We start from the raw sequence: 20,818 nt of genomic DNA, 5'->3' as shown, positions 1-20,818 counted from the left end.
TCCCCCCCAGACGGAGAAGTCATGAGAACGCTATTGGCGTCGGGAGCCGTAGCACTGATCATGGTCGGCTGCACGGACGCAGCCTCGGCGCCGGCCTCACCCAAAGCAGGCCTGAGCCCGAGCCTCGCGACGCTGGTCACGCGCGCAGCGGACGATGCCGAGCTGAACCAGCTGACCCAGGGCGTGCTCGACCTCAATTCGAGGATCATGTCGGCGGGCAGCATTACGACGAGCCAACAGGCCGAAGTCGAACGCCTTGCGACGGCAGTGAACACATGGCGGACTCGTACCGGTCGGACGGACATCACGGCTTCGTTGACCGAACGACGGGCGACTCTCCGGCAGAATCAAGGCGGGGGAATTTGCGACCAGATCCTTACGGCAGATCCCGCCACCAGGGAGCTGTGCATCCGCATCATGAAGTTGCACGATCCCGCATCCGGGGTGACGGTGTGCCAGTACTGGTGTTTCACCGTCCCGCCGAGCAAGACCTAGTCGGCGATCAGTTCGGCGGGGGGGCCTTCCGGGCGATGGGCCGCGAGGGCGACCCTGACCCTGATGGCGTGGCGTGCGTGCAACAGGATGGTCACCTACCTACCCGGTAAGGACCGAAACGCAGCCTAACGAAGCTTGCTGCTGATGGCCGCAGACCGGGACGGGTTGGGCGGGGCGGCCGCTATCGCCCGGGTTGGTTGCGACCGCCCCGCCCAACCCTCCTATTCAGGCGTGCACAACAGAAGCACCTGTTGGGCGGCGCAATAGATGTTCTGAGGTGGCAACGTCATGATGAACGGGTGCAGGAGATCACATGGCGTGTCCCACTAAATGCTTCAAGTCTTCGAGACTCAAACGCCGCGTGGGCGGCGCTTGAGCGGCGTCGAGTACATCACATGGGACGAAAATGCGCAGTGGCCCGGAGGCCGCTGCGACGTGAAGTCCACTCGCATGGCGGACTAGCGCGATGAACGTCACGAGCGCGGGCTTGGGACCGGCCGCCAGTACGTATGTGACTCACATTGACTCGGGAGGATGAAGAGTGGCCCGTCGGATCGTCTTCACGGCCAAGGCAGCTGCGCCACCCCCGGCCTATAGCCAAGCGGTCACGGCCGCCGGCTTGGTATTCGTGTCCGGTACTGCTCCGTCCGACCCGGTCACGGGTGCAATTACGGGAACCACCATCCAGGAGCAGACGCGGCAGTGCCTCGCGAACATCCAGGCAATTCTTGAGGCCGCGGGCAGCTCGCTGGACAAGCTGGTCAGCGCCACGATCGTGTTGGCGGACGAGGCCGATTTCGCGGGCATGAACGAGGAGTGGCTCAGGTGGTTCCCGTCCAATCCGCCCGCTCGCCAAGGGGCCAAGTTGCCGGTCCGGATCCCAGGCCTCAAAGTGTCGATCGCGGCGATCGCGGAGGCCTGACCCGCCCCCCGCGGCGACTGGCTCACCCTCATCGCGGACAAGTGGGCCCTGGGCCGCGGACGGTCGCGACCCGCGTGAAGGTACCGAATCGCTTCCGGCATGCGCGGGTGCTGGGCCGCGAAACGAAGCGATCCAAGCCGCGCCCGCGGACCCGGCCCGGCCGAACGCCAGCGGCACTGGGCGCGTACTGGAGGCTGTGCGGGCGCTGCCCAGATGATACCATCGGGGCGCCGTCCATTCCTCCACTTCGCCCTCACGCGAGGTCATTGCAATGCCAGCTCGTCGACACCGTCTCACGCGCGCCCTCCCCGTCCTCTTGCTGGCCGCGATGCCCCTGGCCGCGTACGCTCAGGTGGGATCCCGCGTTTCGACCCCCAAGGAGTTCCTGGGGAACAACATCGGGGACGACTACTTCCTCCCCACCTATGACCAGTTCACCGCCTACTGGCGCAAGATCGACAGCGAGTCGAACCGGATGCAGGTGATGGAGATCGGCAAGACGGCCGAAGGCAGGCCGCACCTCGCCGCCATCATTACGGCGCCGGAAAACTTCGCGAAGCTGGCTCGCTACAAGGAAATCTCGCAGACCCTGCAGCGCGCCCGCGGACTCACCGACGAGCAGGCGCGAGCGCTGGCGAAGGAAGGGAAGTCGGTCGTCTGGATCGACGGCGGCCTGCACGCCACCGAAACGGTCGGGGCGAACCAGCTGATCGAAACGAGCTTCCAGCTCGTCAGCCGCACCGACGAGGAGACGGTCCGCATCCTGAAGGACGTGATCATCGTGATGGTGCACGCCAATCCCGATGGGATGCAGATGGTGGCCAAGTGCTACATGCAGGAGCCGGTGCCGGAGCGACGCCGCGGGCCATGTTCGACGCGACTCTACAACAAGTATGCAGGGCACGACAACAACCGCGACTTCTACATGTCGAACCTGCCCGAGTCCCAGAACATGAACAAGCTCATGTATTGGGAGTGGCTCCCGCAGATCATGTACAACCACCACCAGTCGGGCCCCGCTGGCACGGTGATCTTCACCCCGCCGTTCCGGGACCCGTTCAACTACAACTTCGACCCCATGATCCCCATGGGGCTCAATATGGTCGGCGCGGCGATGCACCAGCGCTTCCTGCAGGAGAACAAGCCGGGCTTCACCATGCGCTCCGGCGCGAGTTACTCCACGTGGTGGAACGGCGGGCTCCGCACCACGGCGTACTTCCAGAACATCATCGGGATCCTCACGGAGATCATCGGCAGCCCAACGCCGTCGCAAATTCCGGTCACGCTCACCCAGGTCCTCCCCCGCGGTGACCTGCCGGCGCCGATCGAGCCCCAGGAGTGGCACTTCCGTCAGTCAATCGACTACTCGGTGACGGCGAACTACGCCATCCTCGACCTCGCGCAGCGCTACAAGGACCAATTCCTGTTCAACATCTACCGTATGGGCGCCAACCAGATCGCCCGCGGGACTCGCGACCATTGGACGATCTCCAACGAAGACCTCGTACGCGCCCAGGCGGCAGCGAAGGCGCCAGCGGCAGGTGGCGCGGCGGCCAGTGATGCCCCACCAGACTTCCCCGGCTTCAACCGTGGCCCGACGCTGTCCCTCGCCGAGTACAGGGCGGTGATGAAGGATCCTGCGCGGCGTGACCCGCGTGCGTATGTGATCCCCTCGACCCAGGCGGACTTCGCGACCGCCACGAAGTTTGTCAACACGATGCGGTACATCGGGGTTGAGGTGCACCAGGCCACCGCCGCCTTCACGGCGGGCGGAAAGAACTACGCGGCAGGTTCGTACCTGGTGCGCGCCGCGCAGGCGGGCCGCGCACATGTCATCGACATGTTCGAGCCACAGGATCACCCGAATGACATGGACGAGCGTGGGATTCCGCGGCGCCCGTACGACAACGCCGGCTGGACGCTGTCGTACCAGATGGGCGTGCAGTTCGATCGCTTCATGGACGATGTCACGGGGCCCTTCGTTGAGATCAAGGGACTGGCGACTCCGTTGGCCGGCACGGTGGCGAGCGCCAGCGGGGCTAGCGGGTACTTCATCTCCGGTGCCGTCAACGACGCGTTCACGGTGGCCAACCGCGTACTCAAGGCCAACGGCGAAGTGTATCGCACCACGAGAGCGGCAACGGCCAACGGCAAGACGTTCCCCGCCGGCTCGTTCTACGTGACGCAGAATGCCGCCACGGCCACCATCGTGCAGGCAGCCGCGAAGGAGCTGGGGATCAGCGTGGAGGGCACGACGACCCGCCCCGATCCGGATGCGACGAAGCTGAGTCCGAAGCGCATCGCACTCTGGGATACCCAGACCGGCTCAATGTCGTCCGGCTGGACGCGGTTGCTCTTCGAGCGGTTTGAGTTCCCGTACAAGGTGGTCTGCGGCGCAGGCTTCGACGATGCCGACCTCCGCAGCAAGTACGACATCATTGTCTTGCCCTCTGACGGCGCGTTTGGAGCAGGAGGTGGTGGACGTGGCGGTGCTGGAGGTGGACGAGGGGAGCCGCAGGGGGCACCCACCACGCCCCCGTCTGATCCGGACCTGCGCAGCCTTTGCGACGTGAACACGGGCACCGGAAACGGTGCCACCGCGCTCGCCAACGTCCGCAAGTTCGTGGAGCAGGGAGGCGTCCTCGTCGCCGCCGGCAATTCGGCGCGTATCGGCCAGCAGCTGGGCCTCCCCATCACCGACTACCTCGTCGATCGCCGGCCGGGCGCTCCGGATGTCCGGCTTGGCTCCGACAAGTTCTACGTCCCCGGATCGGTGCTTCGTCTTGCGGTGGACTCGACCGCCTCCGGTGGCCTTGGGCTGCAGGGGCACACCGACATGTTCTTCAACAACAACCCGGTCTTCCGGCTCGAGCCAACCGCGGCGGCCCGTGGCGTCAAGCCGGTGGCGTGGTTCGACACCGCCAATCCGCTGCGGAGTGGTTGGGCCTGGGGCCAGAACTACTTGCAGGGTGGCGTCGCCGCGGTCGAGGCGCCATTGGGCCGTGGCAAGGTCTTCCTGTTTGGCCCGGAGGTGACCTTCCGGGGGCAACCGCACGGGACGTTCAAGATGTTGTTCAACGGGATCTACAACGTGCAGCAGACGCCGGCCGTGGTTCCGTAAGGCATCGCAGCACCGGACGAAACACGAGGGGATGGGCCGCGGTGGCTCATCCCCTCGTCTCTTGCGGACCACACGGCGGCGCTCGGATGCGAGCGGCCCGTATCGCGATGCGGTGTTACTTCGCGCGTGCCTTCCACATGGCCAGCACTTCGCGTTCGCGTGCGGGGGTGATCCAGCGGAAGTTGGGCTGCTGCCCCGCCGGCAACTGGGCGAGACGGTTCGGCCAGTCGGCGAGCGTGTCGCGCAGCGTCTCGGCCATCGGCCGGAAGGTCAATCCTGCCGCCACCGCCTTGCGCACGTCGATCTGCAGGTGGTGGGTGTTGTCGCCCTCGGGGATCATCCACGGGATCGCGTAGGTCATCTTCTGCTCGCGCAGGAAGTCGAGATCGGTGACCCACACCAGCTGTGCGTCAGGCCGCAGCGTCGCTTTCGCTGTGTCGATGAACTCGCCCCATGAGAGCCGCCGAGCCGGCCCGGTGCAGTTCCAGGTGCCGCCGCGCTTCTCTTCGACGAGCTTGATCATGAAGCTCACGAGGTCGCGCACGTCGATGAACTGCGAGGAATGCTCCCGCACCCCGGGGACCAGGATCTCGCCGCCTGCTGCAAAGCGTTGGGGCCAGTATGAGAAGCGGTCAGTCGTGTCGCCGGGGCCAACGATGTAGCCTGGGCGCACGACGATGCCGCGATCGCCAAACGCCTGGCGCACGACCACCTCGGATTGCGCCTTGCGAATCCCGTATTCCGTGGACGTCGCAGGCTCGGTGATGACGGAGGCGGTTTCGTCGTTCTTTGGCGTCAAGTAGGGAAGAAAGACGCCGGTCGACGAGACAAAGAGGTACATGCCGGAGTTCTTGAGCAGCGCCGTAGACTGACGGACCCAGCGCGGGTCGGTGGCCGAGTCATCGAAGACCGCGTCCCAGGTCCGCCCCTCGAGGGACTTGAGGTTCCCCTGGGGGATGGTGTCGTTGATCATGCGATCGCCGACGAGGCGTTCGATGCCAGTCGGCAGGCCGGACGCATCGCGGCGACCGCGGGTGAAGATCGTCACCTGGTGTCCCCGTGCGACAAGCTGGCGGACGATGTGGGGTCCGATGTAGCCGGTGCCGCCGAGCACCAGGATCTTCATCGGCGCCACGGCGCGAGGGCCGCTGGGGCTGGCGTGCAGGAGACGGCTGGTGGCGAGGAGCGCGCCACCAGCGGCAGCACCGGTCTTGAGGAACTTGCGGCGGGAGTACATGAGGGCGGCGGCGTGGGGTGCGCTGGAAGCTAGCGCCGGGGCCAGCGCGCGTCCTGCGGGTAGGCCGGACCGGTCGCGCGCTGGGTCGGAACGCTCGCCCCGGCCCACGAGTCGAAGTTCCTGACCGGCGGGTCGACCCTTCGACGACGGGCGCCCCTCATCAGGGCGCCCGTCGTCAATCATGACCTGCTCGGAGCGTTAGCGCGACGCCGCCGCCAGACGCCGGATCTCGCCGGCCATGGTACGCACGCGAGCACCGTCCTTCGCTCCCCCGACATCCTTGTCCACCTGCTGCGCGAGTGTGGTCAGCGCTGCGGCACGGGCAGCGCCACTCCTCATCTCCGCCACGTCGAGCGCCGCGGAGATGGCGGTCGTGCGCTCAGACGCGAGCCCGCCGTTCCGCACCAGCTGGTCGAGATACGACCTGACAACCACGAACGCCGCCGGCCACGTCAGCTTTGGCTGGCTCTGCGGGTTGTACCGCTCGAAACGCACCAGCTTCGCCGCGGCAATCTCGTTGGCTGACAGATGCTCGCTCGGCGTCAGCTCCAGGATGTCCATGCCGCGATCAAGTTCGGACGAGACGATCATCCCGTTCCAGTAGTACGCCCCCCACGAGCCGCCGATGGCGTTGCCCCCGCCTCGAACTGAAGGGTCAACCGGTGTCACCGGCACGTCGGCGCCCTTCGGCGGATTGATGGCCCCGCGGTCGAAATACGCGATCTCGGAGGCGCTGTCGGGGTTGGTGAAGTCCATGATGTTCACGCCACCCTGGTACCACCCCTGCACGTACAGGTCGCGCCCAGGCACGGGGATGATCCCGCCGTTGTGCGCCACGCAATTCTCCTCGGCGGCCTGCGCGGAGCCGAGCTTGAAATACCCACGCTGCGTCTGCTTCTTCTTCCCGTCCAGCGTGATGATCGTGTTGCCGCCGAGCTCCTTCATGCTCGACGCCTGGCACATCGGGCCCGTGCCGCCGCCCCACTCCTCGGTCTGGATCAGCTTGGTGCCGTCGTTGCTGAAGGCCGCCGTGTGACGACCCTGGAAGTTGTTCGTGTCGACGAGCGCGTCGATGCGGATCGGCTTCTCGGGGTTCGTGATGTCCACGAGGATGGAGTGCGTCTGGCACGAGGCCAGGAGCATGTTCATTGCGGGGTACGAGGTCACGTCGTGGCAATTGCGCGGCGTGGTCGGCATCTCCATGGCCGGCGCGGGACGGTTGCGGCCGGCCGCCTGACGACGCGGGTCTACGGGCAAGCAGAAGCGCTTGCACTCGCCAGCGGCATCGAGCCCGGTGAAGATGCGCGCCCCCGGGATCACTTCCGCCTTCTCTGGGTTGTCCAGCGGCACCCGGATGATGTCCAGCATGAAGAGCGAGTTCGTCGGGTCAGCCGGATCGTTGCCATTCTTGCATCCCGCGAGCTCGGTCTCGGGGCGCGCGCCCTGCCCGCCGGAAACGTACAGGTAAATGGTCCGCGGATCCTTGGGACTCGGGACCAGGGTGTGCGTGTGCGAGCCTTTGCAGGTTTGCACGTTCTTCACGAGCTTCGGCGCCCGCGGGTTCGACACGTCGAAGATGCGCACGCCCGCCATGTGGTCCTTCGGATCCTGCACGCCCCCGTCGGCGCAATCGTTGCGGTTGCCGGCGCCCTCGGCGGAGAGGAAGAGCAGGTTCTCGTAGATCGTCGGGTCACCCTGCGACGTGATGCACTTGGTGGCCGACATCATCACCGGGTTTGCGGGATCGGCGATGTCCCAGATGGTGAATCCCGCGAAGTTGGCCTGGTAGATGTAGTGCGTGCCGAAGGCCAGGTCGGAATTGATGAACTTCAGGCCTTGCGTGGTGTCAAAGGCCGCCGGCTTCTTCGCGAACGACACCTGCTTCATGTTGCTGATCGCAATGCCCGCGTCGTAACGGCCGGGCTTGAGCGTGCTGCGGGGGTCCTTGTTGCTCGGGTACGTCTGTGCCGCTACCACATACGGCACCACGGCCGTCGACAGCAGCAGCATGAAGGCGCGTTTCAGTTGCATCGGGAGTTGGTCCGGTGGGGGAGACGGGGGCAATTCATTGGGGAGGGAGCAGCGACAGCAAGCGTCGCATGATGCCGATTTCGGCCGTCTGGGCCGTGACGACATCGTTGGCGAAGACGTTGGCATCCACTTCCTGGCCGGCACCCGGGGCCTTGAAGAGGTCCTCGACCATCTTGAGCGCGCCGGCGTGGTGCTTGATCATGCCGTCGAGGAAGAGGCGGTCAAAGGCCACGCCCTTCGCCTCGCTCAAGGCCTTGAGTTCGTCGGTGGTGAGCATGCCGTCCATCTGCATGTCGTGCCACGAGGCGGTGTCCGGGGCGAACTGCCCGTACCGGCGGAGCCAGTCCTGCATGATGTTGATCTCGGGCATCTGCGACTGGTCGATCTTGCGCGAGAGCTTGAGCACCTGCGGGTTCGCGCCATTGGTCTCCGCCATCTTGGACATCACGATGGCCTGGGCGTGGTGGGCGATCATCCCCTGCATGAACTCGACGTCGGCCTTCGTATACAGGGCCCCCTTGGGGATGACAATCTCAGGGCCCATGCGGTGCTTGCTGTGGTCCATGGTCGCCTGTGCGGAAGCGCGCGAGGCGCCGGCGAGCAGACAGGCAATGGTGAAGGCGGTTATCGGGCGAGAAGCGGTCATGGCAAATGTGCTCCGTAAGCGGGCTTGTCTATGCAGCAGGCTGGCGGGGACGGGCGCAAGGGGGAGCCTGGCGACTACGAACGGTACGGGGCGACCCTCCGGGGCGTTGATGGTGGGCCGGGGGCCGGGGCCGGGACTCCGGGCGCCGGAGGTGGGGGCACTGTCGGCGACCGAACGTGGTGGCTGACGGACGGATTACTTTCCTCACCCGGCCCGCCGCGGTCGCCGCGGTGCGTGGCTGCCCCGACTCCCCTGAGTAGCGCCCTTGAAGAAGATCGGATTCCTGTCCTTCGGACACTGGATGGCGTCCCCGCACTCGGCGGTGAAGACGGCGCGCGACGTCCTGCAGCAATCGATCGAACTGGCGGTCGCCGCCGAAGCGCTGGGGGCGGACGGGGCGTATTTCCGGGTGCACCACTTCGCCCGGCAGCTCGGCTCTCCGTTCCCGCTCCTCGCGGCCGTTGGGGCGAAAACGTCGCGCATCGAGATCGGCACGGGCGTGATCGACATGCGCTACGAGAACCCGTTCTACATGGTCGAGAACGCCGGCGCGGCCGACCTCATCAGCAACGGCCGCCTGCAACTCGGGATCAGCCGCGGCTCCCCCGAACAGGTGATCGAGGGGTGGCGTCATTTCGGCTACGCGCCGGCCGAGGGTACGACCGATGCGGAGATGGGTCGCAGCCACGCCGAGCTGTTCCTGGACCTGTTGAAGGGTGACGGCTTCGCCGAGCCCAATCCGCAGCCGATGTTCCCCAACCCCCCGGGGCTGCTCCGGCTGGAGCCGCATTCACCCGGGTTGCGTGACCGCATCTGGTGGGGCTCCGCGTCGAATGCGACCGCCGTCTGGGCCGCGCAGCACGGGATGAACCTGCAAAGCTCGACGCTCAAGGAAGACGAATCGGGTGAGCCCTTTCACGTCCAGCAGGCCCACCAGATCCGTCTCTTCCGGCAGGCGTGGAAAGACGCCGGCCATGCGCGTGAGCCCCGCGTGTCGGTCTCCCGTTCCATCTTCGCGCTGATGGACGACCGGGATCGGATGTACTTCGGCGGCGACCGGCGCGGCGACCACGTCGGCTTCATCGACAACATGCGCGCCGTCTTCGGGCGGTCGTACGCCGATGAGCCCGACGCGCTCGTCGAGGCGTTGCGGCAAGACGAAGCCATCGCCGAGGCCGACACCCTGCTGCTCACGGTCCCCAACACGCTGGGCGTGGAATACAACGTGCACGTGATCGAGGCGATCCTCACGCATGTGGCGCCCGCGTTAGGCTGGCGCTGACGCCCACCCCCCCCCCCCCCCCGAGCGCCCGACCAGCGCGTTGGACCGTTAGCTCCCCGCCTGGTCCAGCAGGCCTTGCAGCGCCGCCAGCGGCATCGCACCACTCTGCCGCGCCACCTCCTTCCCACCCTTGAACACGATCACCGTGGGAATCCCCCGGATCTCGAACGACTGGCTCGTCGCGGGCGCATGGTCCGTGTTGAGCTTGGCGACCAACGCCTTCCCCGCGTTCTTCGCGGCGAGTTCATCCACCGCCGGCGCCATCATCTTGCACGGGCCGCACCAGTCCGCGTAGAAATCGACGAGCACGGGCACCTGCGCATCCGCGATCGTCCGGGCGAACGAATCCTCGAACAGCGTGTACGGGCGGTCGATCAGGATGAACCGGGCGCACTCCCCGCACTTCGGCCGCTCCGCGGCACGGCTGGGGTCCACGCGGTTCCAGGTCTGGCAGAACTGGCAACGAAGGGTCACGGACATAGGGCAGGGAATCGAGACTCGGGGGAAGATGGTCGTCGGCGGCCCCGGTTCCAGTGGGGCTTCCCCGACCCGAGACCATCCACTCCCCCGACGCCCACCCGGACCCATTACCTTTCGGCCCGTTCAGGGGCGGTAGCTCAGCTGGGAGAGCACCTGGTTTGCAACCAGGGGGTCGCCGGTTCGATCCCGGTCCGCTCCATCGTGGCGCCCGGTTCCCGACAGGGGGCCGGGCGCCTTTCACTACACGGCTGGCGGCGTGGCCGGCCGTGCCCCCAACTTCGGCCATCATGACGATCCCAGGCGTCGGGGACCTTGCCCCCGACTTCACTCTCCGGTCGACCGGCAACGACCAGGTCACCCTCTCCTCGTTCCGGGACCGGAAGCACGTGCTCCTGGCCTTCTTCCCGTTTGCCTTCTCCGAGGTGTGCACGGCGGAGTTCTGCGAGATGCGGGACAACTGGGACCAGTTCGCCACGGGCGACCTCGAGGTCTTCCCGATCTCGGTGGACTCACCCCACGCGCTGCGCGAGTTCAAGGCCAAGCATGGGATGCAGGCGACACTGCTCTCCGACTTCAAGCGCGAGGTCTCGGCCGCCTACGGCACCCTGTTTGGCAACGCCGGCTTTTCGAACCGGGCGTACGTCCTCATCGACAAGGCGGGGGTAATTCGCTGGAAGTTCGTCGAGGAGACGCCGGGCACCCGGCGCGAGAGTGCGGAACTCCTCGCCGAGATCGCGAAGCTCGCGTGACCGACCCGATCGAGCTGCTCGCCCGCGAGGACAAGTGGTTCCTCGGCAGCGGGGACGGGATCATCTTCGCCCCGCCGTTTCCCGCGTGGCTCGATGCACCCGGATTCTGGGACGAAGGCACGGTCTACCAATACCAGGTGGGGCCGCTCTTCACGGTCACCTGGCTCGATGCGGAGGGGCGGGAGCGGCCGCTGCGCGTGGCGGGTCGGCGATGGACGCCGGCGGAGTTGACCGTGACGTACGACCTGGGCGATGGCGTCACGGCCCGCGAGGTGCGTTCGGTGCACCCCCGCGGGATCTTCGCCTCGGAGTGGACCGTGGAGGGTGCCGGGGCCGCCGTGCTGAATGCGGTCGCGTGGACGGTGCAGGACACGCGCGGGCTCGACGTGGCAGCCACGACCTTTGATGGCTCGCTCGGCTTCACCCGACGCGTCAGCGACCGACGCGAGGTGCCCATCGACCTGCGGTGCGAACTCGCGGTGCTCGGCGAGGCCACCAGCTGGTCCGCCACGTTATCGGAACGCAGCGCGCTGCAGCCGCATTGGCGTTACACCCCGTTTGGGGAGTTGTGGGAGTTGGATCGCCTGCCGTCGCGCGTGCGCCTCGAGGGGATCACCACCGACGGCCTGCTCTACGCGGCCGTGCATGCCCGGGTCGCGGCCCCCCTCCCCGTGCGACAGGTCGGCTTCGCCATGCGTGTGCGGCCACAGGAGGATCCCCGCCATCCGGGCCGCAAGGCCACCCCGTTAGGCATCGCCGCGATCCGCCAGGGCGGCGGGCCCACACCCAGCTCGGTGCCGGTGATTGTGCCGAATCGCCCCCTTCCCGCACCCTCGCTGGCGCGGGCGACGCGGCGGCGCTGGCGCGAGTTCTTCGAGTCGGTGCCGCAGTTCCGGTGCTCGGACCCCTACCTCGAGCGGTACTACTACTACCGCTGGTACGGCCTGTTCCTGAACAGCATCCAGGGCGAGGTGGGGAACTACCAGTGGCCGACGGTCTGCGAGGGGATCGGGTTCTTTCACATGCCGATCACCTACAGCGCCCAGTGTCATGTGCGGGAATTGCGCTGGCGGCAGGATCCGGCACACGCCCAGGGAGTGCTGCGCACGATCTTCGACCACCAGCGGCCAAACGGAGCCCTGCATGGGAGGGTGTACGTAAACCACCTGCAGGGCACGGACTTCTACCATGCGAACTGGGGCGATGCCTTCGAGGCCCTCGATTGCTTGCGCCCCGACGACGACTTCACGGCGCAGCTCTATCCCAGCCTGTCGGCCCACGCGGAGTGGCTCGTGGCCACCCGCGACCGGGATTCCACCGGGATGTTCGATGTCGTGGACCAGTACGAGACGGGGCAGGAGTACATGTCGCGCTACCAGGCGGTGGACGCTGGCGCGGACTCCTACGGATGGGAGAACCGGATCCGGCTGAAGGGGATCGATGTCACGGTCTATGCCTATGCCCTGTTCCGCGCTTTGGAGCGACTGGCGCCGCGGGTCGGGCAGCCGGGGGAAGCGCGCCATTGGGGTGGGTATGCGGCGCGCACCGCCCGTGCCGTGCGGGAGCGGATGTGGGATCCCACCCGGCAGATGTTCTCCGACGTTGATCCCCGCACCGGCCAGCGCACCGAGGTCGCCGCCGCCGTCTGTTTCTACCCGTACTTCACCGACCTCGCGACGGAGGAGCACCTGCCGGGGCTGATGGCGAACCTGCTCGATCCCGCCCGTTTCTGGACAAACTATCCGGTGCCGTCGTCGGCCCTCGACGACCCCCTCTTCTCGGCCACCGCCGAATGGAAGGGCAAGCGCCACGTCTGTCCGTGGAACGGCCGCGTCTGGCCAATGACCAATAGTCACCTGGTCGAGGCCCTGGGGCGGTGGGCCACCCCCGAGCGGCCGGAACTTCGGGCGGCGGCGGCGCACCTGCTGCAGCGGTTCGTCCACATGATGTTCCACGATGGCGACCTGCAGCGGCCCAACTGCTATGAGCACTACAACCCGCACACCGGTGCGGCGTCAGTGTACCGTGGGATCGACGACTACCAGCACTCCTGGGTGGTGGACCTGATCATCCAGTACGTCGCCGGCGTGCGCGTTTCTGCCGCGCAGGTGACGATCGATCCGCTGCCGTGCGCGGTGGAGTCCTTCGCCCTCACCGGTGTGCGCATCGACGGGCGCGAACTCACGGTGCTTGGGGAAGGGGGACTCCTCACGGCGACCTTTGGGGAGGTGACACACCTTGGGCGCGTTGGGGAGCCCATCGTCTTCGCGCGGTAGCGAGATGCGGGTCTCCCTGTGGATCCCGCCTAACGACGCCGAGGGGGCAGCCGCGCTCGCCTGGTGCGCGGCGAACGGGGTGTCGGTGGAGATCGTCTCACCGGGGCAGGCGATCGATACGGACGCGCTGGTGTGGGTGCATGCGGGGTCGCGCGTGCCCGAGTTGGGCGGTGACCTCGAGTGCACGCTCGCCGAGCATGTGGCGCGAGGGGGAACGGTCGTCCTGACCCTGCTGGCGACCCCGATCGCGCAGCGACTGGGCGCGCCGGGGCCTGCGCCCGAGCTTACGCGACCCGCCCGGTGGCGGCACGAGGAGGACCCACGCTGGCCCGCGGCCTTTCGTGAGTGGCCCGGATATCCGCACATCCGTGGCGTGCAGGGTTACGGGCCGCATCCGCTGTTTGGAGGGCTCCAGCAGGGGACATTCACCTGGATGGCGCGTGAGGGCGACGCGGTGGCTGGCACCAGGTACCGTCGACCCCAGTGGCCCGAGGGTGGGGTGATCGGCGTGGATCGATCGTACGTGCACCTGGACGCCGACGAGGTCGTGGCGTGGGAGTATGCCGTGGGTGAGGGCTCAATCCGTTGCGTTGGCGCCCATCTGTGCCTGACGAGTGGCGACCCGCTCCTGCACGCCCAGCGCGACACCGTGCTGCGCAACCTGTTGACGCGCGATTGGGGCTCCTCCGGGCGGGTCTGGTGGCCGGCCGCGAGTGGGCACCATGCCGCGGTGGCTCCCGTGCCGGCGCCTCGACCGCTGCCGCCGTTGGGCAGCGTGCCCTCGGCCGATCCGGCGATCCGGCGCGAAGGTTCACGCGTCGTGGCCGGTAACGTTAGGCACCCCGCATGGCCTGATGACCGGGACCGCGTCAGACGGGGTGCGGGAGTTGTGGCTCCATCCCCTGTGCATGCTGGATGGGGGGATGACCATCGCCAGCAGCGGTGGGGGTAACGGTGCGCGAGGTGGAGGTGAGCGGGGCGTCTGCGGCGCTGGCTGGAGTCGGAGAGTGGCACGCGGTGGGTGGAGACGCTGGTGGGTGATGTGCACGACGCCGCCTGGTACCATGAGATCTCGCCCGTGGCCGCGACGCAGGAAGCGATCGCCGTGGAGTTCCGCGTCCCACTTCGCCTCGCCTGGCCGATGCCGTCGGGGGCGCTGCGCCCGCTTCGTGTCGAGACGCGCGCGGATGCTGACCGGCACTCGATCCTCGTGTCGGGGAGCGACGGACAACATCGCGTGTGCATTTCTGGGGATGGGGTCGAGTCGGTGACCGTGGAGGCGGACGATGCCGCGCCCCTGGTCCGTGTGGTGGGCCGGCCCGGCGTTACGCTCCGGCTCGCGTGGCGCGCCACCGCCACCCAACACTTCGCCCCCCTTCGTGGCCTCGCGGCGGCCGTCGACGGCCAGGTCACGCGCGAGGCGTCGTTGCGCACACGCAGCGCGTCATGGGCCCACGACGACCAGGTGTTTGACGCAGGATTCGCGTGGGCGAGGACACGGCTCGCGAACTTCCTCACGAGCAACTTGCAGGGGCGCCACGGTCTCGTCGCCGGGTACGCCCCGACGCGGCCCGGCTGGAATCATTCACGCCCCGGCTATGCCTGGTTCTTCGGCCGCGACACCTGCTGGTGTGTCGACGCGATGCTGGCCCTCGGCATGTTCGAAGAGGCCCGAGCGGCGATCGACCTCCTCGCATCAACCGCGGATGTCACGGGCAAGGTGGCACACGAGGTGTCGATGAGCGGCGTGGTGCACTACGACGCCGCCGATGCGACGCCGTTGTTTGTGCGCGCCGTCGCCCAGTTTGCGGCCTGGACGGGCGACGTCGACACGGTGCGACGGTGGTGGCCGGCGGTGCGTCGGGCGGTGTCGTATGTGGCGGCGTGTGACCGGGACCACGACGGCCTGCCAGAGAACGACGGCATTGGCCACGGCTGGATCGAGATGGGGCCGTTGGGCGGCGGATCCGTGACCTCGTATGTGGCCGCGTGCTGGATCGACGCGCTGGGTCGGATCGCGGAGGTCGCCCAGGCTGTGGATCGGGAGTGGGTGCCGTGGCTGGTAGCTTCCCGACAGAAGGCAGTGGCGGCGATGGAAGGGCTTCGCCTGCCGAATGGCCGTCTGGCACTGCATCGCGATGCCTCCGGTCGGCTCGAGTCGGAGCTGACCGCGCTGGCCGCCGTGCCGATTGCGCTCGGTGTCGATCGTTCGTCCAGCAGGGATGAGGTGCTGCGCGCGCTGGCGCACCCACGTTTCATGTCGTCGTGGGGGCTGCGGTTGATTCCGGTCGACAGCCCGCGGTACGATCCAAAGGGTTATCACTCGGGGGCGGTGTGGCCGCTCTTCACCGGGTGGGCTGCCCTGGCCGACGCCGTGGCGGGCGAGGGGGATCGAGCCGTCGAGCGACTCGGGACGATTGCGGGATTGATCGGGCAGCGGAACCTTGGGGCCTTTGATGAGGTGTTGCATGGTGAGACCGGCGATGGAGCAGGGGTGTGCAGTGACCAGGCATGGTCGGCGGCGGCCCTGGTCTCCCCGATGATGCACGGCGTGCTTGGCCTCGCGCCGCACCCCTGGGGCGCCGGATGCGACCTGCGGGTGGAGCTCCCGCCGGCGCTGCACGGCCTGACGGTTCGCGGACTCCGCACCGGTCTCACCCGCTGGTCGGCTCGCTGGGAACCAGGCCGGGTGGTCGTCGAGCACCTGGAAGGGCCCCCGATCCACCTCCGCGCGAGCGATGCGCCGTGTGCGGTGCACCTTGGGGCGTCAGGCGACGCGCGGCGCCAGGCCACGTTGGCACTGGGGAATAGCTAGATGGCCGGCGTCCGGCTGCAACACCTCGTCAAGCGCTTCCCGGACGGCAGCACGGCCGTGGCCGGGCTGTCGATCGACGTCGCGGAAGGCGAGTTCCTCGTGCTGGTCGGGCCGTCGGGCTGCGGCAAGACCACGGCACTCCGGATGATCGCCGGGCTGGAGACGCCCACGATGGGGCGCGTCCTCATCGGCGAGCAGGATGTCACCGAGCTCCCGCCCGGCGACCGGGACGTGGCGATGGTCTTCCAGAACTACGCGTTGTACCCGCACTTCACGGTGCAGGAGAACATCGAGTTCCCGCTACGGATGCGGAAGGTGGACGCGGGCGAGCGCGGCCGTCGCGCGCGCGAGGTCGCCGAATCGTTAGGTATCGCTGCGTACCTCAGCCGGCGGCCGGCCGAACTCTCCGGCGGCCAACGCCAGCGGGTGGCACTGGCCCGGGCCCTCGTGCGCGAGCCGGCGGTCTTTCTGTTCGACGAGCCGCTCTCCAACCTCGATGCCCAGGTGCGGGCGGCGACGCGCGCGGAGCTGGTGCGGCTCCATCGGCGCCTCGGGATCACGATCATCCACGTCACGCACGACCAGGTCGAGGCCATGTCGATGGCCCAGCGGGTGGCGGTGATGCACGAGGGCAAGCTGGAGCAGTGCGCCCCCCCGATGGAGGTCTACGGGACCCCGGCAACCCTCTTCACCGCGCAGTTTGTTGGTTCGCCGCTCATCAACACCATCCCCGGGCGGGTGGACGGGCTCGGGAGCCGCCAGGTCTTCACTGGGCCGCTGACGATGGGGGTCCATGCGACCCCTGGCGACGCCACCCTCGCGGTGCGCCCTGAACACCTCCGCCTTGGCCCGGCCGACAGCGCCATCGAGGCGACGGTGGTCCTCGTGGAGCCGCTCGGCGCCGAGACGATTGTTCACCTGGCGCTGGCCGATGGGACGGAATTGCGCGCCCGCGTGCCCGGGCACGCCACCGTGGTCGCTGGCGCGGTCGTCCCGGTGTCCGTCGAGGCGAGCCAGGCCCTGGTCTTTGATGTGGCGGGACGCCTCGCCGGTCGGGGTCGCGCATGAAGTCGCCGCTGGTCGGGATGCTGCTCGCACTTTGTGCGTGCGGCCCCGACACGCCCGTCACGGTCCTCCGGATGACCTCGTGGCAAACCCCGGCCGAGAACGCGCTGGACCTGCCGGCGATCCGGGCGTTTGAGGAAGCGCACCCCGGGGTACGCGTCGAGAACGAGCCGGTGGCCAACCAGGCTGAGTATCGCGAGAAGGTGATCACGTCGATCGCGTCCGGTGCGCCGCCCGATGTCTTCCTGCTCGACAACATCGACGTGCCCGCGTTCGTGGACGCGTCGGTGCTGCTGGACCTCCGTCCGTTTGCGCCGCGGGTGGGCGTCTCGCTCGACGACTACTACCCGAACGTGCTGGAGATCTTTTCGCGCGGCCCGGCGGTCTATGCGTTTCCCAAGGGATTTTCACCCGTGGTGTACTACTACAACCGTGCCCTGTTCGAGGCGGCGGGAATTCCCGAGCCAACGGACGGGTGGAGCTGGGAGGAGTTCATCACGACGGCGCGCGCGCTCACCCGCGACCTGGATGGCGACGGGGTGACGGATCAATGGGGGACGGCCGTGATGCGTCCCTTCTACGCCTGGCAGGCCCTCATCTGGTCCGGGGGCGGAGATATCCTCGACGCGAGTGGGCAGCGCGCCTCCGGCGCACTGGACAGCCCGAAAAGCATCGCATCGTTGGAGTTCCTCACCTCGCTCGTGCTCACGCACCGCGTGGCCCCGCGACCAAACGCCTTTCGGGCGGTCACCGGGAACGAGAGCCGACTGTTCTACAGTGGACGGTTGGCGCTGCTCCCCAGTGGACACTGGTTGATCCCGAATATCCGGCCCCAGCTCGCCGCGGGCCGCCTCCGGTTGGGGGTGGTGTCGGTGCCCAAGGCACCAGGCGCGACGGTGGGCACGCCGCTGTTTGCCTCGGGGTGGTCGGTCCCTCGCAACACGACCCATCGCAAGCTGGCGGTGGCCCTCGCCGCTGCGCTGGCGGGCCCGGACGCGCAACGCGAACGTCTCGAGGCGGGCCTTGAGCTTTCCGCCATGCCGTCGGTGCAAGACGCGTGGACTCCCAACGACTCGAGTGGCCTGGACGCCGCCTTCGTGCGACAAGTCGCGTCGGGTCGCGCTCCGTGGGGGGCGCGCATCGCCCGGTTCCGGGAGGTCGAGGCCCAGCTTCCCGACATCCTCGACCAGGTCATCATCCACGGGCGGAGCGTGGGCGAGGTGGCGCGGGACGTGGCCCGTCGCCTCGATGCGGTACTCGCCCGATGACGGGGGAACGTCGCGCCGTTCGCTGGGGGACGCTACTCGGTGCGCTCTGGCTCGTTGGCGTCCTGGCGATCGTGTACCGAGTGGGCGTCGCGGCGGAAAATGCGCTTGCCCTGGAGGAAGCGCGGTCCGTGGCGGACTCGTTTGACTCGACCTATCGCCCGGCACGCACGGCGACGCGCTATGTCCCGGTGGCCGGCCCCATCAACACCGTCGTGCGCACGATGGCTCGGCCCCTGGGCTCGGCCGCGGAGCGCCTGCGCGAGGAGGAACGGGTGTTGATTTGGCAGACCTGGCGACAGCGGTTCATCAGCCTGCCCGTGAAGGACGCCGATGCGTGGGACATCGTGGGTGCCGTCGTCATCGCAGCCAATCCGGTGGACGTTCCCTGGATTGTGTGGCTCGTCGCTGTCGGGGCCGGCCTTCTGGCGTTAGGCCTGCTGCGCCGTGGCATGCGTCTCGCCGCGACCGACCGGGAGACGGCGCCCTACTACCTCGTCGCCGACGGCGTCGCGGTGCTGGCGATCGGGACGGCCGTGGTGGCGATCCTGGTGCGGGGGTACCTCCAGGATGTCGCGCTGCGGCTGCCGACGCCCACCGCGATGGGTCGGTTTGATCCCCTGGCGCTCCACCTGCCGAATGGGCGCCTCATGGCGCTGTTGGTCGCCGGCGTGTGGGGGGCCTGCACGGCGGGCATCCTGGGCACCGCCTGGCTCGCGTCACCGAGCCAATCACTCGCCGCCCGGCGCACGGCGCGCACGGCATGGGGGTTTCTTGCCCCGAGTGGGTTGCATCTCCTGGTCTTCACCCTCGGACCGTTGGTGTTTACCGCGTGGCTCTCGATGTACCGCTGGGACTTGCTGGCGACCGACCGGCCCTTCATTGGACTGGCAAACTACCGGGAGCTGGCACGCGACCCGCTGTTCTGGAACGCGTTGAAGAACACGGCGCTCTACTCGCTTTACGTCCCGGTCACGATGGGGCTCGCCTTGGGCGCGGCCGTGCTGCTCAACCAACCCCTGCGCGGCATTCGCGTGTTGCGCGCGATGGTGTTCCTCCCGGCGATCGTCTCGTACGTCGCCATTGCCATGGTCTGGCAGTGGATTTACCACGCGGACTACGGCCTGCTCAACCATGTGCTGCAACGCCTGGGGGGCTCGGGCCACGATTGGCTGGGCGATCCGTCCACGGCGCTGCCGGCCCTCATGGTCGTCTCCATCTGGGTACAGCTCGGCTACCAGATGGTGGTGTACCTGGCCGGGCTGCAGGGGGTGCCTGCCACCCTGTTGGAGGCAGCACGGCTGGACGGGGCGGGGCCCTGGACCCGGTTCTGGCACGTCACGGTTCCGCTGCTGCGTCCGGTGTCGCTCTACCTGCTCGTGACGGGGATCATCTGGTCATTCCAGGTCTTCGCGCTGGTCTACGTGATGACCGAGGGCGGCCCGGCGCGGTCCACAGACGTCCTGGTCTACCAGATCTACCAGAACGCCTGGGAGTTCCGGCGCATGGGGTATGCGTCCGCGTTGAGCTGGGTGCTCTTTGCGTTGCTGATTGGGCTCACGCTGCTGCAGTGGCGCCTGCTCAACAGGCGGGTGGAACATGCCGCGTAGCGCCCGCGCCCCCCGCCTGGCGCGCACCGCGACCTCGATGGCGGCCGTGGTCGTCGCGGTACTCATGGTCGCTCCCTTCCTCTGGATGGTGTCGACGGCGCTGATGGGAGAGTTCGAGGTCCTGCAGTATCCGCCACCGTTGGTCCCCGCTGCGCCACGCTGGACAAACTTCCGCGAGGCGCTTACCACGCTCCCGTTCGACCGGTTCTTCCTGAACTCCGCGATCGTGGCGGGGTTCACCGTGACCAGCCAGCTCGTCTGCGGTGCCATGGGCGGGTATGCCCTGGCGCGTTTCCGCTTCCCAGGCGCCCGGGCGGTCTTCGCGGTGTATCTGGCGGCGCTCATGGTGCCGAGCATCGTCCTCCTGATCCCGCGGTTCCTCCTGGTGGATGCCCTTGGCGCCGTCGACACCATGGCCGGCCTCGTGTCCGCCGAACTGGTGTCGGTGTGGGGCGTGTTCATGATGCGCCAGTTCTTCATCTCGCTGCCGCGGGAGACCGAGGATGCCGCGCGGATCGACGGGGCAGGGGAGTTCACCATCTTTGCGCGGATCGCCCTGCCCATGGCGAAGCCCGCGCTGGCCACCTTCGCCCTGTTCGCCTTTATCGACGCGTGGAAGGCCCTGCTCTGGCCCCTCGTCGTGACCCGGTCGATGTCCCTGCGGACCGTCGAAGTGGGGATTGCCTCATTCCATGGGCTCTACTACGCCAACTGGCCCTACCAGATGGCCGCCGCGGTGACGGCCTTGCTGCCGGTGTTCGCCGTGTTCCTGGCCACCCAGAAGTACTTCACGCGCGGGATCCAGCTCTCCGGGCTCCGGTAGT

16 protein-coding genes and 1 tRNA gene are annotated in these 20,818 nt (G+C 67.8%); 13 read left to right on the top strand and 4 right to left on the bottom strand.

The genetic code is table 11. The annotated features are described in order from the left end of the window. The first annotated feature begins 21 nt into the window (after positions 1-21). The 3 genes from IPK85_19555 to IPK85_19545 all read left to right on the top strand — a co-directional run bounded on the left by IPK85_19555 (position 22) and on the right by IPK85_19545 (position 4,538). The gene (locus IPK85_19555) at positions 22-495 is read left to right on the top strand and encodes a hypothetical protein (GenBank protein MBK8249569.1); all 474 of its coding nucleotides are present in this window, start codon (positions 22-24) and stop codon (positions 493-495) included. A gap of 541 nt (positions 496-1,036) precedes the next feature. After that, the gene (locus IPK85_19550) at positions 1,037-1,417 is read left to right on the top strand and encodes a RidA family protein (protein ID MBK8249568.1); all 381 of its coding nucleotides are present in this window, start codon (positions 1,037-1,039) and stop codon (positions 1,415-1,417) included. Positions 1,418-1,745: 328 nt separating this feature from the next. Beyond that, positions 1,746-4,538, top strand: coding sequence for a peptidase (locus IPK85_19545; protein MBK8249567.1), 2,793 nt, complete (start codon positions 1,746-1,748; stop codon positions 4,536-4,538). A 115-nt stretch (positions 4,539-4,653) separates the two neighbouring features. Here IPK85_19545 and IPK85_19540 read toward each other — a convergent pair whose 3' ends face one another. The 3 genes from IPK85_19540 to IPK85_19530 all read right to left on the bottom strand — a co-directional run bounded on the left by IPK85_19540 (position 4,654) and on the right by IPK85_19530 (position 8,452). Beyond that, on the bottom strand, positions 4,654-5,775 hold the full coding sequence (locus IPK85_19540) for an NAD-dependent epimerase/dehydratase family protein (protein ID MBK8249566.1): 1,122 nt from the start codon (positions 5,773-5,775) through the stop codon (positions 4,654-4,656). A gap of 198 nt (positions 5,776-5,973) precedes the next feature. After that, positions 5,974-7,806 carry a hypothetical protein gene (locus IPK85_19535; protein ID MBK8249565.1) on the bottom strand — a complete coding sequence of 611 codons (1,833 nt, stop codon included), beginning with the start codon at positions 7,804-7,806 and terminating at the stop codon, positions 5,974-5,976. Between the two features lie 34 nt (positions 7,807-7,840). After that, a complete protein-coding gene (locus IPK85_19530; protein ID MBK8249564.1) occupies positions 7,841-8,452 on the bottom strand; it encodes a DUF305 domain-containing protein in 612 nt (203 codons plus the stop codon). 265 nt (positions 8,453-8,717) lie between these two features. Between IPK85_19530 and IPK85_19525 the strand changes: the two genes are divergently transcribed. Beyond that, positions 8,718-9,734 (top strand): LLM class flavin-dependent oxidoreductase, encoded by a 1,017-nt coding sequence (locus IPK85_19525; protein ID MBK8249563.1) that lies wholly within the window; start codon positions 8,718-8,720, stop codon positions 9,732-9,734. Between the two features lie 48 nt (positions 9,735-9,782). Here IPK85_19525 and trxA read toward each other — a convergent pair whose 3' ends face one another. After that, complete coding sequence (gene trxA / locus IPK85_19520; protein MBK8249562.1) at positions 9,783-10,214, bottom strand: thioredoxin; 432 nt, start codon at positions 10,212-10,214, stop codon at positions 9,783-9,785. Between the two features lie 126 nt (positions 10,215-10,340). Between trxA and IPK85_19515 the strand changes: the two genes are divergently transcribed. The 9 genes from IPK85_19515 (at position 10,341) to IPK85_19475 (ending at position 20,817) form a co-directional block, all read left to right on the top strand. After that, positions 10,341-10,413, top strand: a tRNA-Ala gene (locus IPK85_19515). 88 nt (positions 10,414-10,501) lie between these two features. Continuing rightward, entirely contained in the window at positions 10,502-10,963 is a 462-nt protein-coding gene (locus IPK85_19510) for a redoxin domain-containing protein (GenBank protein ID MBK8249561.1), read from the top strand. Beyond that, on the top strand, positions 10,960-13,239 hold the full coding sequence (locus tag IPK85_19505) for a hypothetical protein (protein MBK8249560.1): 2,280 nt from the start codon (positions 10,960-10,962) through the stop codon (positions 13,237-13,239). The genes IPK85_19510 and IPK85_19505 overlap by 4 nt, the downstream gene beginning before the upstream one ends. 4 nt (positions 13,240-13,243) lie before the next feature. Beyond that, complete coding sequence (locus IPK85_19500; GenBank protein MBK8249559.1) at positions 13,244-14,191, top strand: hypothetical protein; 948 nt, start codon at positions 13,244-13,246, stop codon at positions 14,189-14,191. Positions 14,192-14,260: 69 nt separating this feature from the next. After that, a complete protein-coding gene (locus IPK85_19495) occupies positions 14,261-16,054 on the top strand; it encodes a hypothetical protein (GenBank protein ID MBK8249558.1) in 1,794 nt (597 codons plus the stop codon). Then, the gene (locus IPK85_19490) at positions 16,055-17,122 is read left to right on the top strand and encodes an ABC transporter ATP-binding protein (GenBank protein ID MBK8249557.1); all 1,068 of its coding nucleotides are present in this window, start codon (positions 16,055-16,057) and stop codon (positions 17,120-17,122) included. Continuing rightward, complete coding sequence (locus IPK85_19485; GenBank protein ID MBK8249556.1) at positions 17,119-18,387, top strand: sugar ABC transporter substrate-binding protein; 1,269 nt, start codon at positions 17,119-17,121, stop codon at positions 18,385-18,387. Before IPK85_19490 ends, IPK85_19485 begins: the two co-directional genes overlap by 4 nt. Further along, complete coding sequence (locus IPK85_19480) at positions 18,384-19,994, top strand: sugar ABC transporter permease (protein ID MBK8249555.1); 1,611 nt, start codon at positions 18,384-18,386, stop codon at positions 19,992-19,994. The genes IPK85_19485 and IPK85_19480 overlap by 4 nt, the downstream gene beginning before the upstream one ends. After that, a complete protein-coding gene (locus tag IPK85_19475) occupies positions 19,984-20,817 on the top strand; it encodes a carbohydrate ABC transporter permease (GenBank protein MBK8249554.1) in 834 nt (277 codons plus the stop codon). The genes IPK85_19480 and IPK85_19475 overlap by 11 nt, the downstream gene beginning before the upstream one ends. Position 20,818: the final 1 nt, after the last annotated feature.

Source organism: Gemmatimonadota bacterium (assembly GCA_016712265.1).
Lineage (GTDB): Bacteria > Gemmatimonadota > Gemmatimonadetes > Gemmatimonadales > Gemmatimonadaceae > RBC101.
The sequence above is the reverse complement of the archived record's forward strand: the minus strand, read 5'-3'. Positions and strand labels throughout refer to the sequence as shown.

What these genes read in the sequence shown, in the direction of transcription:
- IPK85_19480 (MBK8249555.1), top strand. Translation starts at nt 18,384, where the DNA reads ATGACGGGGGAACGTCGCGCCGTTCGCTGGGGGACGCTACTCGGTGCG.
- IPK85_19545 (MBK8249567.1), top strand. Translation starts at nt 1,746, where the DNA reads ATGCCCCTGGCCGCGTACGCTCAGGTGGGATCCCGCGTTTCGACCCCC.
- IPK85_19485 (MBK8249556.1), top strand. Translation starts at nt 17,119, where the DNA reads ATGAAGTCGCCGCTGGTCGGGATGCTGCTCGCACTTTGTGCGTGCGGC.
- IPK85_19540 (MBK8249566.1), bottom strand. Translation starts at nt 5,775, where the DNA reads ATGTACTCCCGCCGCAAGTTCCTCAAGACCGGTGCTGCCGCTGGTGGC.
- IPK85_19500 (MBK8249559.1), top strand. Translation starts at nt 13,244, where the DNA reads ATGCGGGTCTCCCTGTGGATCCCGCCTAACGACGCCGAGGGGGCAGCC.
- IPK85_19535 (MBK8249565.1), bottom strand. Translation starts at nt 7,806, where the DNA reads ATGCAACTGAAACGCGCCTTCATGCTGCTGCTGTCGACGGCCGTGGTG.
- trxA (MBK8249562.1), bottom strand. Translation starts at nt 10,214, where the DNA reads ATGTCCGTGACCCTTCGTTGCCAGTTCTGCCAGACCTGGAACCGCGTG.
- IPK85_19510 (MBK8249561.1), top strand. Translation starts at nt 10,502, where the DNA reads ATGACGATCCCAGGCGTCGGGGACCTTGCCCCCGACTTCACTCTCCGG.
- IPK85_19530 (MBK8249564.1), bottom strand. Translation starts at nt 8,452, where the DNA reads ATGACCGCTTCTCGCCCGATAACCGCCTTCACCATTGCCTGTCTGCTC.
- IPK85_19490 (MBK8249557.1), top strand. Translation starts at nt 16,055, where the DNA reads ATGGCCGGCGTCCGGCTGCAACACCTCGTCAAGCGCTTCCCGGACGGC.
- IPK85_19555 (MBK8249569.1), top strand. Translation starts at nt 22, where the DNA reads ATGAGAACGCTATTGGCGTCGGGAGCCGTAGCACTGATCATGGTCGGC.
- IPK85_19475 (MBK8249554.1), top strand. Translation starts at nt 19,984, where the DNA reads ATGCCGCGTAGCGCCCGCGCCCCCCGCCTGGCGCGCACCGCGACCTCG.